Here is a 14583-nt window from a genome sequence, read left to right on the forward strand (position 1 = left end):
CGACTGTAAGCGTTTGCAGTAGCCTGTTCGCATGGCACAGCTTGAGCAGATCGCAGCCCCCGGTTCCGAGTGGTGGCGCAGCGCCGTCATCTACCAGATCTACCCCCGATCCTTCGCGGACGCGTCCGGCGACGGCATCGGCGACCTCCCGGGCATCACCAGCCGCCTCGACTCGCTGCAGGAACTCGGCGTCGACGCGATCTGGCTCAGCCCCTTCATGACCAGCCCGCAGCGCGACGCCGGCTACGACGTGGCGGACTACCGCGACGTGGACCCGCTGTTCGGTACGCTCGCCGACTTCGACGAGATGCTGGCCCAGGCCCACGACCGCGGCATCCGCGTGATCGTCGACCTGGTCCCGAACCACTCGTCCGACCAGCACGTGTGGTTCCAGGAAGCCCTCAAGGCGGCACCGGGCAGCCCGGAGCGCGCGCGGTACATCTTCCGCGACGGCCGTGGTGAGAACGGCGAGCTCCCGCCCAACAACTGGGAGTCGGTGTTCGGCGGCGGCATGTGGCAGCGGGTGACCGAGGCCGACGGCACCCCCGGCCAGTGGTACCTGCACATCTTCGACGCCACGCAGCCCGACTTCGACTGGAACAACGAAGAGGTGCAGGAGGAGTTCCGCTCCATCCTGCGCTTCTGGCTCGACCGCGGGGTCGACGGCTTCCGGGTCGACGTGGCCCACGGCATGATCAAGACCGAGGGCCTCCCCGACTACACCCCGCCGACCGACGCCGACTCCATGGGCGGCGGAGAGTCGAACGTGCCGTACTGGGGCCAGGATGGCGTCCACGAGATCTACCGCGACTGGCACAAGGTGCTCGCCGAGTACGACGGCGACCGTGCGCTGTGCGGCGAGGCCTGGATGCCGACGCTCAAGCAGACGGCTCTCTGGGTGCGTCCGGACGAGATGCACCAGACCTTCAACTTCCCGTACCTGATGACGCCGTGGAACGCGAAGGAACTGGGCGACGTCATCCGCGAGTCGCTCGACGAGTTCGGCGGCGTCGGAGCGCCCAGCACCTGGGTGCTCTCGAACCATGACGTCGTGCGGCACGCCTCGCGCCTCGCGCTCACGGCCGACAACCCCCAGGGCGAGGGCATCGGACCGAACACTCCGAACAAGCCCGACACCGCGATCGGCCTGGCCCGCGCCCGCGCGGCGACCACCCTCATGCTCGCGCTCCCCGGCTCGGCGTACCTGTACCAGGGCGAAGAGCTCGGTCTGCCCGAAGCGATGGAGATCCCGGACGAGTTCCGTCAGGACCCGACCTGGTTCCGCACCGGGGGCAAGCGCTACGGACGCGACGGATGCCGCGTGCCGCTGCCCTGGGAGGCGGAGGCTCCAGCCTTCGGCTTCAACGAGACCGGACTGTCGTGGCTCCCGCAGCCGACCGAGTGGGCGACGTACGCCCGCGACGTCGAAGAGGTCGACCCCGGCTCGACGCTCGCCCTGTACAAGCGTCTGCTCGCGGCTCGTCGCGAGCACGGCTTCGGCGCCGGTTCCCTGATCTGGGAGGATGCCGGCGCTGACACGGTGGCCTTCCGCCGCGGCGACGTGCACGTGGTCGCGAACCTCGGCACCGCACCGATCGAGCTGCCGGCCGACGCGAGCGTGATGCTGAAGAGCCAGCCGTTCGACGGCTCGTCGATCCCGGTCGACACCGCCGTCTGGTACACCACGGTCTGACCCGCCCCACACCCCGTTCCGGTCGCGGATCCCGTCGCTCACCACGTCGTGAGACAACGGGAGCCGCGACCGGAACGATTTCTCAGAGGAACACATGGCCAGCATCGATGAGGTCGCCCGGCTCGCCGGGGTCTCCACCGCGACCGTCTCGCGCGCGCTCAGCGGCCGCGGCCACGTGTCCGAGTCCGCCAGGGAGCGGGTGCAGGCCGCGGCGCAGTCGCTCGGCTACGTCGTCTCCTCGCGCGCATCGAGCCTCGCATCGGGGCGCACCCGCAACATCGGGGTGGTCGTCCCGTTCCTCGACCGGTGGTTCTTCAGCACGGTGCTGTCGGGCGTCTCGGCCGCGCTGATGCGCGCCGGTTACGACATCACGCTCTACAACATCACCGCCGACAAGGACGTGCGTCGACACGTGTTCGACACGTTCCTGCGTCGGCAGCGTGTGGACGCCGTGATCGCGGTGTCGATCGAACTCGACGCCGACGAGACACAGCATCTGCTCGACCTCGGCCTGCCGGTCATCGCGATCGGCGGCCCGAACCCGAAGCTCGACACCCTCACGGTCGACGACGTGGCGGTCGCCCAGCTCGCCACCGAGCACCTGATCGGCCTCGGTCACACCGACATCGCGCACATCGGCGCCAACCCCGAGTTCGACATCGACTTCCACATCCCCACCAACCGCCGCCTCGGGTTCGAGAAGGCCCTGGCGAAGGCCGGGATCCCCCTGAACCACGCCTTCCTCGAGCCGGCGGACTTCACGGTCGAGGGCGGCTACCGCGCGGCGAAGCAGCTGCTCGGACGCCCGGGCCCACGACCGACCGCGGTGTTCGCGGCATCCGACGAGATGGCGATCGGGGCGCTGCTCGCGGCCCGCGACCTGGGCTTCAGCGTGCCGGACGAGCTGTCGATCGTCGGCATCGACGGGCACGAGCTCGGCGAATTCTTCCGCCTGACCACCGTCGACCAGTTCCCGCTCGGGCAGGGCGAGCGGGCCGCGGATGCGGTGCTGGCGAAGCTCACCACGCCCGACGAGGTGCACATCCCGTCGGCACTGCCGTACGAGCTGAACGTGCGCGGAACCACCGCCCGCCTGATCTAGTCGCGACCCTGCACAGCATCGCTCCAGGTCCGGTAACCTCCATCGAGGTTGCGCGCGTCGACCCCGCGGTGCCGGAGCAGTCTGGTGGCGATGTGCCCGCGCAGGCCCACCTGGCAGTGGACCACGATCGGACCGCCGGGGAGTTCGCCGAGCCGGTCACGGATCTCATCCAGCGGCATGTTGATCGCACCGGGGATCGCGCCGGCAGCGAACTCCGACGGCGCGCGGACATCGATCAGCGTCGCTCCCGCCCTCCGCGCGGCTTCGAGTTCATGCCATTGGACCGTCGGAGTCGTTCCGGTGCGAGTGTTCTCCGCGACGTAGCCGAGGATGTTCACCGCATCCTTCGCCGAGCCGAACTGCGGCGCGTAGGCGAGTTCGAGATGCGCGAGCTCGGCGGCCGGCATGCCGGCCTGCATGGCGGTCGCCACCACGTCGATGCGTTTGTCGACACCGTCGCGTCCCACGATCTGCACACCGAGGATGGCATCGGAGTCCGGGTCGGCGAGCAGCTTCATCGATAGGGTCTCGGCTCCGGGGTAGTAGCCGGCGTGGGATCCCGGGTGCACGTGCACGACGTAGAACTCGCGTCCCGCCGATCGAAGCTGCCGTTCGCTCCACCCCGTCTTCGCTGCGACGATCCCGAACACGCGGACGATCCCGGTGCCGAGTGCGGGTCGCGCCGACTCCGCGCGCCCCGCGATGAGGTCTGCCACCATTCGCCCGTGCCGGTTCGCGAGACCGGCCATGGTGATCAGTGCCGCGTCCCCGCCGACGAGGTCGAACTTCTCGACTCCGTCTCCCACGGCGTAGACGTCGGGAGCGCTGGTGCGGCAGGAAGCATCGACCCGGATCCCTCCGACCTCGCCGAGCAGGATTCCGGCGTCGGCCGCGAGCGAGGTCTCCGGCACCACCCCGGAGGCGTCGACGACGAGCTCTGCGGGGACGATGGCGCCGTCGCTCAGCGTGACGCTTCCGGAACCGGCTCGAACGACCTCCACGCCGAGACGCACGTCGACGCCGTGCGCACGGATCTCGGCCGCGATGGGGGCGGCCATCTCCGTGTCGAGAGGGGCGAGCAGCTGAGGGCCGCGCTGCACGAGGGTCACGGATGCGCCCCGCGCGACGAGGTTCTCGACCGCCTCGAGGCCCGTGTATCCGCCGCCGACGACCACGACGGGAACGCCTGCGCGGGAGAGCGCGGCGTCGATCGCATCCGCGTCCTCGACCGTCCGCAGGCTGCGTGTCGGGATGTCCGAGGCGGGCTCGTCCCGCCGGGGCCTCGCCCCGGTGGCGAGGACCAATGCGTCGTAGCGCTGCACGAGGTGGTGTCCCGTCTCGAGATCGACCACCTCGACGAGCTTCTGCGCGGTGTCGATCCGCACGACATCATGCCGCACGCGCACATCGAGTCCGAAACGGCTGCGCAGGGATGCGGGTGTCTGCAGCAGCAGCGATTCGCGATCGGCGATCACACCTCCGACGTAGTAGGGCAGGCCGCAGTTCGCGTACGAGACCTCGGGCCCACGTTCGAAGATCACGATCTGCGCGTGCTCGTCGAGCCGGCGCAGGCGTGCGGCGGCGGACATCCCCCCGGCGACCCCGCCGACGATGACGACGGTACGCGGTTCGGTCGACGTCATCGCTGGAACATCCTCGAGAAGAATCCGCCCTGCGCCGGCTCCTTCGGGTGCCCGGAACACCACTGCGCCGCGGGAACCGTGCGGCGCACGGCGTCGACGTGCTGACCGCACCCCGCCCAGGTCGTCTTGCCACAGGTCTTGCAACGGACTGCTCGACACATCGTTTCTCAACTCCTCACCGATACCCCCGTGGGTATACGAGAGATCACTATACCCCAGGGGGTATAGTGATCAGTTCAGTCGACACTCAGGGAGCGAACATGTCATCCGCAGACGCCGAGACCCAGCGCAAGATCGCCAACCGCCTCAAGCGCGCGCACGGTCAGCTCGGGGCTGTGATCGCGGCGGTGGAGAACGGAGGTGACTGTCGAGCCGTCGTCACGCAGCTCGCCGCCGTCACCTCGGCGCTCGACAAAGCCGGATTCCAGATCATCGCCTCGGCCATGAAGGACTGCCTGACGGACCCCGGGTCGGAGACGGAGACGGCCACCGACACGGACGGTGTGTCGATGGCCGAACTCGAGAAACTCTTCCTCACTCTCGCGTGAACCGCGCCGTCGCCGGTCAGCCGGCGACGATGAGCCCCTTCGTCGCGGTGCGCGCTGCCTCGAAGCGGCGCTGCACGTCGGGCCAGTTCACGAGGTTCCAGAACGCCTTGACGTAGTCGGCGCGCACGTTGAGGTAGTCGAGGTAGTAGGCGTGCTCCCAGACGTCGAGCTGCAGCAGCGGCGTGACACCGAGGGGTGCGTTGCCCTGCTGGTCGAACAGCTGGAAGATGACGGGGCGAGCGCCGACGCTGTCCCAGGCGAGCACGGCCCAGCCCGACCCCTGCACACCGAGTGCCGTCGCGGTGAAGTGCGCACGGAAAGCGTCGATCGATCCGAACGCGTCGACGAGCGCGGCCTCGAGCTCACCCTCGGGAGCGCCGCCGCCCTCGGGCGAGAGGTTCTGCCAGAACACCGAGTGGTTGATGTGGCCGCCGAGGTTGAACGCGAGGTCCTTCTCGAGCTTGTTGACGTTCGCGAGGTCGCCCGCGCTGCGCGCCGTGGCGAGCTGCTCGAGTGCGGTGTTCGCACCGGTCACATAGGCCTGGTGGTGCTTGGAGTGGTGCAGCTCCATGATCTTGCCGGAGATGTGCGGCTCGAGGGCCGAGTAGTCGTAGGGCAGCTCGGGGAGTGTGTAGAGAGTGGACATGGCGTCTTCCTTTCGATGATGGTCAGTGGTGGGGGTCGTGCGGGAGGGCGTGGAAGCGGCGGTCGAGGTAGACGAGCGGACGGCCCTGCGGCCCGGTGAGCACTTCGAGGACCTCGGCGATCACGACCGTCGACGAACCGACGGCCACGGTCTGCAGGGAGCGGCAGCGCAGCGCGGCCCGTGCCGCGGCGAGGTGCGGCTCACCGGTCTCGAGCGCCGACCAGCCCTGCTCAGGCGTGAAGCGCTCGGAGCCGCTGACGGCGAAGCTCTGCGCCAGGTCGGAGTGCTCGTCGTCGATGAGGTGGACGACGAACGTGTCGGCACCGAGGATCGCGCCCGCAGAGCCGGTCGCACGAGTGACCGAGAACACGATCGCCGCGGGGTCGACCGCCACGGAGGCGACACTCGACGCCGTGAGCCCGACCGGACCCTCCGGAGTGGATGCCGTGATGATCGCGACGCCGGCCGGGTGCGTGCGGAACGCGGCCTTGAGGCCTTCGCCGACCGGGGTGGGTACGGGTGTCATGGTCATCGGACGGCCTCCGTCATCTGCTCCAGCTTCGCGTGCGCGAGCATCTCCGCGCGGTCGACGAGCTTCGTGCGCTCCCGTCCGCGTTCCGCACCGGCACCGCGCTCGGCGGCATCGATGCGCAGCCAGCCGTCCAGGTCGACGGCGTGGTCGACGTGGGCGAGCGGGTCCCCCTCGGGCGCGATCGGCTCCGCGTCGGCGAGGTCGTCGACGAGGTGACGCACGGTCTGCGCGGCATCCGACTTGGTCGAGCCGATGAGCCCGACCGGCCCGCGCTTGATCCAGCCGGTCGCGTACAGTCGCGGGATCGGTGCGCCCGCCGCATCCACGACGCGTCCCTCGGCGTGCGGAACCACTCCGAGATCGGCGTCGAACGGCATCCCGGGAACGGGCGTCGAACGGTAGCCCACGGCCCGGTACACGGCTCCGACGTCGTAGCGCAGCAGCTCACCGGTGCCGACCATCCGGCCCAGCTCGTCGGATGCGGTGCGCTCCATCTCGATGCCGGTCACGCGATCCGCGCCGAGGAGGCGCACGGGACGCTGCCGCAGGTGCAGGTGGATGCGGCGTGAAGCCGTGCGGCCCGCCGGGTCGAGCGCAGCCCACTCGGTCATGGTGCGCACGATGATGCGGCGTTGGGAGAACTGCGCGACCATCCGCTCGGCGTGCTCGTCCAGGGCGAGCTCTGCCGGGTCGACGATCACGTCGACGTCGTCCTGCTCAGCCAGCTCGCGCAGCTCCATCGCCGAGAACCGCACGTCAGCAGGACCGCGCCGGGCGAACAGGTGCACGTCGCGCAGCGGGCTGGCGGCGAGCTGATCGAGCACGGTATCCGGAGTGTCGGTGTGGGTCAGCGCGGAGGCGTGCTTCGCGAGGATGCGCGTCACGTCGAGGGCGACGTTGCCCGCTCCGAGGACGGCGACCGACTCCGCCTCCAGGGGCCAGGTGCGCGGAGCATCCGGATGCCCGTCGTACCAGAACACGAAATCGGCCGCGCCGAAGGAGCCGGGCAGGTGGATGCCGGGAATGTCGAGGTGCACATCCAGGTCGGCTCCCGTCGCCACGATCACCCCGTCGTAGGCCGCGCGGAGGTCTTCGATCTCGACGTCGACGCCGATCTCGACGTTGCACAGCAGCCGGATGCGCGGGTTCACGAGCACGTCGTGCAGGGCGTCGGTGATCTTGCGGATGCGCGGATGATCCGGGGCGACGCCGTAACGGACCAGACCGTAGGGTGCGGGAAGCTTCTCGAACAGGTCGATCGACGCGGTCGGGGCGAGGCCGAGGAGGATGTCGGCGGCGTAGATGCCGGCCGGCCCTGCTCCGACGATGGCGATGCGCGGTTCGGCGACGGTCATGCGTGTTCCCCCTGGGGTGCGAGCGCGGCGATGATCGGGTGGTCGAAGGCGAGCATCCCCGTCTTGGCGGCGCCTCCGGGCGAGCCGATCTCGTCGAAGAACTCGACGTTCGCCTTGTAGTAGTCCTGCCACTCATCGGGCAGGTCGTCTTCGTAGTAGATGGCCTCGACCGGGCACACCGGTTCGCAGGCGCCGCAATCCACGCACTCGTCGGGGTGGATGTACAACGACCGTTCCCCCTCGTAGATGCAGTCGACGGGGCACTCGTCGATGCAGGCCTTGTCCTTCACATCGACGCACGGCAGAGCGATCACATAGGTCATCGCGGGGTCTTCGTTCGGGTCACGCTGTCCTCGTTCGGGTAGATCGGCCCATTTCGGGGCCACAGGACAACCGTAAAACCTCAAGTACACTTGAGGTCAAATCGAGGGAGAGGCATCCGGATGAGCCCGCACGCACCCGACGAGCCGCTGACGATCGGCGAGATGACCCGACGCACCGGGGTCGCCGCCTCCGCCCTGCACTTCTACGAGTCGCTCGGCCTCATCGCCTCGACGCGCACGCCCGGCAATCAGCGCCGCTACGCCCGGCACATGCTGCGGCGGGTCTCGCTCATCACGGTCGCCAAACGCCTCGGTATCCCGCTGTCCGACGTGCAGACGGCCTTCGCCGACGTGCCGCTCACCGAGACCCCGAGCCACGCCGACTGGCAACGGGCCTCACGACGCTGGAAGCGCGAACTCGAGAAGCGCCGCGAGGGCATCGAGCGCCTCGAACGCGAACTCACCGGATGCATCGGCTGCGGCTGCCTGTCGATGAAGGCGTGCGGACTGCTCAACCCCGACGACGCCCTCGCGACCCAGGGCGTGGGCCCGCAGCGACTGCAGGACTGATCCGGCCGCGGCGAGGGTCAGCGCACCTCGAAGTCGGCGGAGAGGAGCACCTCGTCGCGCGAGCTCGGGCCGACCAGCAGCTCGAACGCGCCGGCCTCGACCAGACGCGTGCCGGCGGCATCCACGATCGAGCAGTCGGCGACCGGAAGCTCCACGCGCACGCGGGCGGACTCCCCCGGAGCGATGTCGACCTGGCGGTAGGTCTTCAGCTCCTTGTCGGTCCAGCTCACACTCGTCACAGAGTCGCGCACGTACACCTGCACGGTCTCGCGTACCGGCCGCGTGCCGGTGTTCGCCACCGTGACATGGCCGACGATCGTGTCGGACTCCCCCAGGGAGGTCGCTTCCAGCTCCAGGTCGGAGTACTCCACCGTGGTGTACGACAGCCCCTCACCGAACGTCCAGGCGGGCGACTGCGTGAGGTCGGCATAGCGGTCGCCGTGCTGTCCGCGGATCTGGTTGTAGTACGTCGGCTGCTGGCCCACGTGGCGGGCGAACGAGATCGGCAGGCGGCCCGACGGCTCGACGGCTCCCGAGATGACCTCGGCGAGCGCACGGCCACCCTGCATGCCCGGGTTGGCCGCCCAGATCACGGCGGCGGCCCGGGACGCGGATGCCGGGAGCACGAGCGGCTTCGAGGCGAGCAGCACGATGACGACGGGCTTCCCGGTCGCGATGACGGCGTCGATCAGCGCGTTCTGCCCGCCGATCAGCTCGAGCGTCGCGGTCGAGCGGCCTTCGCCGACGAGCTCGATCCGGTCACCCACGACCGCCACGACCACGTCGGAGTCGGATGCCGCCGCCACGGCTTCCGCGATCAGCTCCGCATCCGGCTCGCAGGCCTTGACCACCGGCGGCCGCGGCTGCTTGTCGGGGAAGAACGGGCCCTTGGGGTCTTCCTCGAGCGTGAGGATGTCGGCACCGCGAGCGTGGGTGACGGTCCAGCCGTCGATCGCCTGCAGACCGTCGAGCACCGTCGCGATCATCTCGCGCGGCTGTCCGTCGAGCCACCCGGCCTGACCCGAGCCGCCGGCCCAGTCGCCGAGCTGCGTCTGCGCGTCGTCGGCGAGCGGCCCGGTGACCGCGACCTTCAGCGGCGCTGCGGGGTCGAGCGGCAGCACCCCGTCGTTCTCGAGCAGCACGAGCGAGCGGCGAGCCGTCTCGAGGTTCAGCTCGGCATGCGCGGCGCTGCCCACCACGGCATCCAGCTCGGTGCCCGGCAACCGCGGGTTCTCGAAGAGTCCGAGCTCGAACTTGAGCGTGAGGATGCGGGCGGCTGCGGCGTCGAAGGCGTCCTCGGCGAGCATCCCCTTCGCCACGGCATCCAGTGCCCCCTCGTAGAAGGCGGGCGTCGTCATGATCATGTCGTTGCCGGCCCGCGCCGCCGCAGCGGCCGCGTGCGTGATGTCGGGCTGGATCCGCTGCTCCCACACCATGCGTCCGACGTTGTCCCAGTCGGTGATGAGCGTTCCGGTGTACCCCCACTCGCCACGCAGCACGTCGCTGAGCAGCCAGTCGTTCGTCGTGATCGGCACGCCGTCGGTGGTCTGGTAGCCGAGCATGAACGTGCGGCATCCCTCGCGGGCGACGCGCTCGAACGGCGGCAGGAACCAGGAGCGCAGCTTGCGCCGCGAGATGTCGGCCTCGCTCGCATCGCGCCCGCCCTGGGTCTCGGAGTACCCGGCGAAGTGTTTGGCGGTCGCGAGGATCGCGGTGGGGTCGTCGAGGCCGTCGCCCTGGTAACCGCGCACCATCGCCGATGCCAGCTCGCCGATCAGGAACGGGTCTTCGCCGAAGGTCTCGCTGATGCGACCCCAGCGCAGGTCGCGGGCGATGCACAGCACGGGCGAGAACGTCCAGTGGATGCCGGTGATCGCCACCTCCTCGGCCGTCGCGCGGGCCACCCGCTCGAGCAGGTCGGCGTCCCACGACGCGGCCATGCCCAGCTGGGTCGGGTAGATCGTGGCTCCCGGCCAGAACGAGTGCCCGTGGATGCAGTCCTCCGCCACGAGCAGCGGGATGCGGAGCCGGGTCTGCGCCGTCAGCACGTTGGCCTGCAGGATGCGCTCGGGAGAGGTGTGCAGGATCGAGCCCGCGTGCCGCCGGGCGATGTGGTCGTCGAGGTCGTCGCGCGCGTCGAGCTGCAGCATCTGCCCGACCTTCTCCTCGAGCGTCATCCGGCTGAGGAGGTCGGCCACGCGCTCGGGGATCGAGAGGGCGGGGTCCTGGTAGGGAAGAACGGTGGTCAGGGTCTGAGAGGTCATCACTTCGTGTTCTGGGTCGAGGTCTTCGAGGAGTCGGAGGTGTCGGGCGAGGCCGCCGACGTTACGGGATCGGGGCTCTTCTGCGGCAGGGGCACGCTGCGGACGGCCGTGACGGCGTCGTTCACGTTCAGCCCCTTCTTCTTCATCGCCCTGGCCCGCTCTCCGGCGGAGCGCAGGCGCGGGTTGACGTACTCGTCGATGCCGAAGTTGATGAGAGAGAGGGCGACGCCGATGATGGCGATGCAGAGCCCTGCGGGCACGTACCACCACCACAGCCGCGGGAACGCGCCGTTCTGCTGCGCCCAGAACAGGATGGTGCCCCAGTTGAGGTTGCTCACCGGGATCACGCCGATGAAGGCCAGGGTCGTGAGACCGAGGATGGCCGCCGTCACGGTGCCGACGAAGCTCGAGGCGATGAGTGCCATGAGGTTCGGCAGCATCTCGACCGTGATGATGCGGCGCAGCGGCTCTCCGTTGGCCCGGGCAGCTTGGATGAAGTCGCGGTTGCGCAGCGACATCGTCTGGGCGCGTAGCACGCGCGCACCCCACGCCCACCCGGTGAGCCCGAGCACCGCGGCGATCACGATCAGCGGCGGGTTCTCGAACTGCGAGGCGATGATGATGATGAGCGGGATGCCGGGGATCACCAGGAACACGTTGGTCAGCGCCGAGAGCGACTCGCTCTTCCAGCCGCGCACGTAGCCGGCGATCACACCGATCGTGATGGCGATGATCGTGGCGATGAACGCGGCGAGGAAGCCGACGACGATGACGCCGCGGGTGCCGTAGATGATCTGGCTCAGCACATCCTCCCCCATGTGGGTCGTGCCCAGCCAGTGCTCCCACGAGGGCGGCTGGCGGAGCGCGGTGCGGTCCTTCTGGGTCGGCCCGTAGGGCGCGATCCAGGGGGCGAGGATCGCGACGAGAACGAACACCCCGAGGATGATGAGCCCGGCGATCGACTTGGGATTGCGGAACATCGCGAACGCCTGGGCGAGCTGCGACCAGAACGTCTTGCGCGGCGGTGCGCCGGCCGGCGGGGTGCGCAGGGTCGCGGTCTCGGGCATACCGGAGACGACGGCCGATCCGTCGGGCGCGGTGCTCGCTGCGGTGGTGGGAACGGTCATGTCAGGACTCCATCTGGCGCGTGCGCGGGTCGAGGTAGGCGTAGACGACATCCGCGAGGATGTTGGCCACGAGCACCGACAGCGTGATCACGAGGAACACGCCCTGCATGAGGGCGAAGTCCTTGGCGTTGGTCGCATCGAGCAGCAGCTTGCCGACACCCGGATAGCTGAACACCATCTCCATCACGATCGTGCCGCCGACGATGAAACCGATCGACAGCGCGAAGCTCTGGATCTGCGGCAGCACCGCGTTGCGGGCGGCATAACCCCAGAGCACCCGCTTGTTGGGCATGCCCTTCGCCTGCGCGACCGTGATGTAGTCGTCGTCGAGCACGGTCAGCATCATGTTGCGCATGCCGAGCACCCAGCCGCCGAGCGACGCGACCACGATGGTCAGCGCCGGCAGGGTGCCGTGCATGATCACCTGGCCGATGAAGTCGAAGCTCCACTCCGGGGACTGCCCCTTGTCGTAGGCGTGCGAGGAGGGGAACCACTTCAGGGTCGACGAGAAGATCGCGATGGCGATGAGCCCGAGCCAGAAGTACGGGATGGTGTTGAAGAACGTCGTGACGGGGATGATCGCGTCGAGCCTGCTGCCGCGCTTCCACCCCACGATCGCACCCGCGACCGTGCCGATCGTGAACGAGATGATCGTCGCGATGCCGACGAGTCCCAGCGTCCACGGCAGCGCGGCGGCGAGCACCTCGGCGACCGGGCGCAGGCCGTGCAGCGTCGAGATGCCGAGGTCGCCACGCAGCAGCATCCCCCAGTACTCGATGTACTGCTGCCAGATCGACTTGTCGGTGTCGATTCCGAGCAGGATGCGCAGCGCTTCCTCGGCCTCGGGGCTCACGCTGCGGTTGCGCGCGAGGTAGGAGCTGACCGCGTCGCCCTTCATGAGGCGCGGCAGGAAGAAGTTGATCGTGATGGCCGCCCACAGGGTGAAGAGGTAGAAGCCCGCGCGTCCGGCGAAGAAGCGCCACGGGACCTTGCGGCTTCCGCGCTCGGCCGTGGTCGCGGTGGTGCCGACCTCGAGGGCGTCGCGCGCGACGAGGTCGTCGTCGTCGAGCTGGGGGAACGCGGTGCTCACAGTGCGCCTCCGTTCGATGCTGCCTGTGCGAAGAACTTGTCCGGGTCGGGGGAAGCCGATCGCAGTTCGCGCGTGTACGGGTCCTGCGGGTCGAGGATCACGTCGTCGGCGGCGCCGTACTCCACGACGCGGCCCTGGTTGAGGACCATGATCTCGTCGCTGAAGTGGCGGGCGGTCGCCAGGTCATGGGTGATGTAGAGCACGCCGAGCCCCTCCTCGCGCTGCAGGTCGGCGAGCAGGTTCAGCACACCGAGCCGGATGGAGACGTCGAGCATCGAGACGGGCTCGTCGGCGACCAGGAGCGAGGGACGCGAGGCCAGGGCGCGGGCGATCGCCACGCGCTGCCGCTGCCCGCCGGAGAGCTCGTGCGGGCGACGGTCGATCACGGCATCCGCATCCAGCCGCACACGGTCGAGGAGTCGGCGCACCTCGTTCTCGGTCTCCTTCTTCGACACCACATCGTCGAGCCGGATCGGGCGCTCCAGGTGGTAGCGGATCGAGTGGTACGGGTTGAGCGAGGCGAACGGATCCTGGAACACCATGCGCAGCTGCTGCCGATACTTCCGCAGCCCCTTTCCGCGGCGGGGGATCGGCGTGCCGTCGAGCAGCACCTCGCCGCTGGTCGGGGTCTCGAGCTGGGTGAGGATCTTCGCGATCGTGGACTTGCCGCTGCCGGACTGGCCGACCAGGCCGATCGTCTGGCCGGAGGTGAGGGTGAAGCTCACGTCATCGAGCGCCTTGATCTGTCCGGCGCCGCGGACGTTGTACGCCTTGGTCACCTGTCGGAATTCGAGGGTGGTCATCGCACCAGCACCCCTCTCTCCCCGGTCAACCGGGGGAACGACGACAGCAGCGTCTTCGTGTACTCGTGCTCGGGCTGGGTCCAGATGCGCTCGGCGGTCGCGAGCTCGATGATCTCGCCCTCGCGCATGATCGCGATCCGGTCGCTGATCTCCAGGAGGAGCGGGAGGTCGTGGGTGATGAAGATCACCGAGAAGCCGAACTCGTGCCGCAGCTGCGAGATCTGCTTCAGGATCTCCCGCTGCACCAGCACGTCGAGCGCGGTCGTCGGCTCGTCCATCACCATGAGCTGGGGCCGCAGGGCGAGGGCCATCGCGATCATCACGCGCTGGCGCATGCCGCCGGACAGCTCGTGGGGGAAGGACCGGATGCGCTGGCGTCCGACCTTCACGATCTCGAGCAGCTCCTCGGCCTCGGCGCGGCGCTGCTTGCGGTTCATGTCGGGGCGGTGGATCTCGAACACGTCCTCCAGCTGCGAGCCGATCGTCGCGACCGGGTTCAGGGCGTTCATCGCTCCCTGGAACACCATCGACACCTTGTCCCAGCGGAACCGCTGCATGGCATCCACGTCGAGCGCATTGATGTCGATGTCGACACCGGTCGCATCGTGGAAGGTCACGCTGCCGCTGGTGATGACGGCCGGGGCACGCAGCAGGCGCTGCAGCCCGTAGGCGAGCGTGGTCTTGCCGCATCCGCTCTCGCCGGCGAGTCCGAGGATCTCACCGCGCTGCAGTTCAAGGGTCACGTTCTTCACCGCCTCGACGGGCGGGTCGACGTCGTACACGACCGAGAAGTCGCGCACGCTGAGCAGGGGGTCTGGCATGGGGGTGTCCTTCGGGTGGGGCGTCCCCGCGGCGCGTTTCGTCTCGTCGCTCCGCTCCTCGCTCAA

14 protein-coding genes are annotated in these 14583 nt (G+C 69.0%); 4 read left to right on the top strand and 10 right to left on the bottom strand.

The window, feature by feature from the left end; all coding sequences use genetic code 11:
- Window positions 1–31: 31 nt before the first annotated feature.
- Together ACIOTO_RS05035 and ACIOTO_RS05040 are read left to right on the top strand one after the other, a co-directional pair.
- A complete protein-coding gene (locus ACIOTO_RS05035) occupies window positions 32–1693 on the top strand; it encodes a glycoside hydrolase family 13 protein (RefSeq protein WP_400856876.1) in 1662 nt (553 codons plus the stop codon).
- Between the two features lie 94 nt (window positions 1694–1787).
- Window positions 1788–2795, top strand: a complete 1008-nt coding sequence (locus tag ACIOTO_RS05040) for a LacI family DNA-binding transcriptional regulator (protein WP_262002859.1) — start codon at window positions 1788–1790, stop codon at window positions 2793–2795.
- On the opposite strand, the gene ACIOTO_RS05045 is transcribed toward ACIOTO_RS05040, so the two are convergent.
- A complete protein-coding gene (locus ACIOTO_RS05045; protein ID WP_400856878.1) occupies window positions 2792–4438 on the bottom strand; it encodes an FAD-dependent oxidoreductase in 1647 nt (548 codons plus the stop codon). The genes ACIOTO_RS05040 and ACIOTO_RS05045 overlap by 4 nt on opposite strands.
- Window positions 4439–4698: 260 nt before the next feature.
- On the opposite strand from ACIOTO_RS05045, the gene ACIOTO_RS05050 reads away from it, so the two are divergent.
- Window positions 4699–4986 carry a metal-sensitive transcriptional regulator gene (locus tag ACIOTO_RS05050; protein WP_400856879.1) on the top strand — a complete coding sequence of 96 codons (288 nt, stop codon included), beginning with the start codon at window positions 4699–4701 and terminating at the stop codon, window positions 4984–4986.
- A 16-nt stretch (window positions 4987–5002) separates the two neighbouring features.
- Here ACIOTO_RS05050 and ACIOTO_RS05055 read toward each other — a convergent pair whose 3' ends face one another.
- From ACIOTO_RS05055 to fdxA, 4 genes are read right to left on the bottom strand one after another with little or no spacing between them, the layout of a single operon-like run.
- Window positions 5003–5632: a superoxide dismutase gene (locus tag ACIOTO_RS05055; RefSeq protein WP_105710713.1), complete on the bottom strand. Its 630-nt coding sequence runs from the start codon at window positions 5630–5632 to the stop codon at window positions 5003–5005.
- A 22-nt stretch (window positions 5633–5654) separates the two neighbouring features.
- A complete protein-coding gene (locus ACIOTO_RS05060; protein ID WP_400856880.1) occupies window positions 5655–6164 on the bottom strand; it encodes a flavin reductase family protein in 510 nt (169 codons plus the stop codon).
- Complete coding sequence (locus ACIOTO_RS05065) at window positions 6161–7519, bottom strand: FAD-dependent oxidoreductase (protein WP_400856881.1); 1359 nt, start codon at window positions 7517–7519, stop codon at window positions 6161–6163. The genes ACIOTO_RS05060 and ACIOTO_RS05065 overlap by 4 nt, the downstream gene beginning before the upstream one ends.
- Complete coding sequence (gene fdxA, locus ACIOTO_RS05070; RefSeq protein ID WP_091032694.1) at window positions 7516–7842, bottom strand: ferredoxin; 327 nt, start codon at window positions 7840–7842, stop codon at window positions 7516–7518. Before fdxA ends, ACIOTO_RS05065 begins: the two co-directional genes overlap by 4 nt.
- Before the next feature lie 120 nt (window positions 7843–7962).
- On the opposite strand from fdxA, the gene soxR reads away from it, so the two are divergent.
- Window positions 7963–8412, top strand: coding sequence for a redox-sensitive transcriptional activator SoxR (gene soxR, locus ACIOTO_RS05075; RefSeq protein ID WP_029261477.1), 450 nt, complete (start codon window positions 7963–7965; stop codon window positions 8410–8412).
- Between the two features lie 17 nt (window positions 8413–8429).
- On the opposite strand, the gene ACIOTO_RS05080 is transcribed toward soxR, so the two are convergent.
- From ACIOTO_RS05080 to ACIOTO_RS05100, 5 genes are read right to left on the bottom strand one after another with little or no spacing between them, the layout of a single operon-like run.
- Window positions 8430–10676 (bottom strand): glycoside hydrolase family 3 N-terminal domain-containing protein, encoded by a 2247-nt coding sequence (locus tag ACIOTO_RS05080; RefSeq protein ID WP_400856883.1) that lies wholly within the window; start codon window positions 10674–10676, stop codon window positions 8430–8432.
- Window positions 10676–11803, bottom strand: a complete 1128-nt coding sequence (locus ACIOTO_RS05085; RefSeq protein ID WP_400856884.1) for an ABC transporter permease — start codon at window positions 11801–11803, stop codon at window positions 10676–10678. Before ACIOTO_RS05085 ends, ACIOTO_RS05080 begins: the two co-directional genes overlap by 1 nt.
- A gap of 1 nt (window position 11804) precedes the next feature.
- Window positions 11805–12893 (bottom strand): ABC transporter permease, encoded by a 1089-nt coding sequence (locus tag ACIOTO_RS05090; protein ID WP_029261473.1) that lies wholly within the window; start codon window positions 12891–12893, stop codon window positions 11805–11807.
- Complete coding sequence (locus ACIOTO_RS05095; RefSeq protein WP_400856885.1) at window positions 12890–13696, bottom strand: ABC transporter ATP-binding protein; 807 nt, start codon at window positions 13694–13696, stop codon at window positions 12890–12892. The genes ACIOTO_RS05090 and ACIOTO_RS05095 overlap by 4 nt, the downstream gene beginning before the upstream one ends.
- Complete coding sequence (locus ACIOTO_RS05100) at window positions 13693–14517, bottom strand: ABC transporter ATP-binding protein (protein ID WP_028503076.1); 825 nt, start codon at window positions 14515–14517, stop codon at window positions 13693–13695. Before ACIOTO_RS05100 ends, ACIOTO_RS05095 begins: the two co-directional genes overlap by 4 nt.
- Window positions 14518–14583 lie beyond the last annotated feature (66 nt).

The organism is Microbacterium sp. NPDC087592 (assembly GCF_044743585.1).
Classification (GTDB): domain Bacteria; phylum Actinomycetota; class Actinomycetes; order Actinomycetales; family Microbacteriaceae; genus Microbacterium.

Bases quoted from the DNA above. Each gene is read 5' to 3' on its own strand.
- ACIOTO_RS05035 (WP_400856876.1), top strand. From the start codon at position 32: ATGGCACAGCTTGAGCAGATCGCAGCCCCCGGTTCCGAGTGGTGGCGC.
- ACIOTO_RS05040 (WP_262002859.1), top strand. From the start codon at position 1,788: ATGGCCAGCATCGATGAGGTCGCCCGGCTCGCCGGGGTCTCCACCGCG.
- ACIOTO_RS05045 (WP_400856878.1), bottom strand. From the start codon at position 4,438: ATGACGTCGACCGAACCGCGTACCGTCGTCATCGTCGGCGGGGTCGCC.
- ACIOTO_RS05050 (WP_400856879.1), top strand. From the start codon at position 4,699: ATGTCATCCGCAGACGCCGAGACCCAGCGCAAGATCGCCAACCGCCTC.
- ACIOTO_RS05055 (WP_105710713.1), bottom strand. From the start codon at position 5,632: ATGTCCACTCTCTACACACTCCCCGAGCTGCCCTACGACTACTCGGCC.
- ACIOTO_RS05060 (WP_400856880.1), bottom strand. From the start codon at position 6,164: ATGACCATGACACCCGTACCCACCCCGGTCGGCGAAGGCCTCAAGGCC.
- ACIOTO_RS05065 (WP_400856881.1), bottom strand. From the start codon at position 7,519: ATGACCGTCGCCGAACCGCGCATCGCCATCGTCGGAGCAGGGCCGGCC.
- fdxA (WP_091032694.1), bottom strand. From the start codon at position 7,842: ATGACCTATGTGATCGCTCTGCCGTGCGTCGATGTGAAGGACAAGGCC.
- soxR (WP_029261477.1), top strand. From the start codon at position 7,963: ATGAGCCCGCACGCACCCGACGAGCCGCTGACGATCGGCGAGATGACC.
- ACIOTO_RS05080 (WP_400856883.1), bottom strand. From the start codon at position 10,676: ATGACCTCTCAGACCCTGACCACCGTTCTTCCCTACCAGGACCCCGCC.
- ACIOTO_RS05085 (WP_400856884.1), bottom strand. From the start codon at position 11,803: ATGACCGTTCCCACCACCGCAGCGAGCACCGCGCCCGACGGATCGGCC.
- ACIOTO_RS05095 (WP_400856885.1), bottom strand. From the start codon at position 13,696: ATGACCACCCTCGAATTCCGACAGGTGACCAAGGCGTACAACGTCCGC.
- ACIOTO_RS05100 (WP_028503076.1), bottom strand. From the start codon at position 14,517: ATGCCAGACCCCCTGCTCAGCGTGCGCGACTTCTCGGTCGTGTACGAC.